The following is a 555-nucleotide window of genomic DNA, read 5'->3' as shown; positions in this document are numbered from 1 at the left end:
CTTCACTGAACTAACCGGGGAAGATGTCTCTAGAATTATAGATCGAATTTATGCCTCAATTAACAATTTAAATAAAATGTTTAATATATCAAATAGTCAATATTTGCAATTTAATAATGGGCAATATATGCATTGTCCATTTGTAAAAATTGATGACCTTTCTAAAACATCTTTATACCCTGAAGTTGATAGATTAGGTTACGATATTCAATGGCTTAGATCAGCTGCAGGACAAAAATTTAAATTAGAATTCACAAAATATCTTGATGAACTTGCCGGAGATGGCAAATATATGGCCAAGATGAAAATTTTTTCTGAAGATGATGCATTATTAATAGAGCTGCCATCTGGCAGGGAAATATTCTGCGATATGGAGTGGGATTCATTCGAAAATTTAATTAGCTTTCTCGAACTTGAGATAGCCGCAACCACATCAAATGGAACCGTTAAATTAACTTGGAATTGATTTTTTAATTATTTTAACAGGTTGATTATAGAATTCAATAAAAAGTATAGAATTTTCACCCATTAACAGATCTTGGACGATTAGAGAAA

The 555-nt window shown here is 31.0% G+C and carries 1 protein-coding gene; it reads left to right on the top strand.

The annotated features are described in order from the left end of the window. Positions 1 to 466 (top strand): hypothetical protein (locus tag H663_RS41985; RefSeq protein WP_165803994.1); only part of this gene is annotated, 466 nt, incomplete at its 5' end. Positions 467 to 555 lie beyond the last annotated feature (89 nt).

Origin of the sequence: Limnohabitans planktonicus II-D5 (genome assembly GCF_001270065.2) — a bacterium.
Lineage (GTDB): Bacteria > Pseudomonadota > Gammaproteobacteria > Burkholderiales > Burkholderiaceae_C > Limnohabitans_A > Limnohabitans_A planktonicus.
Note: the sequence above shows the minus strand (reverse complement) of the source record. Positions and strands in the feature narration are given on the sequence as shown.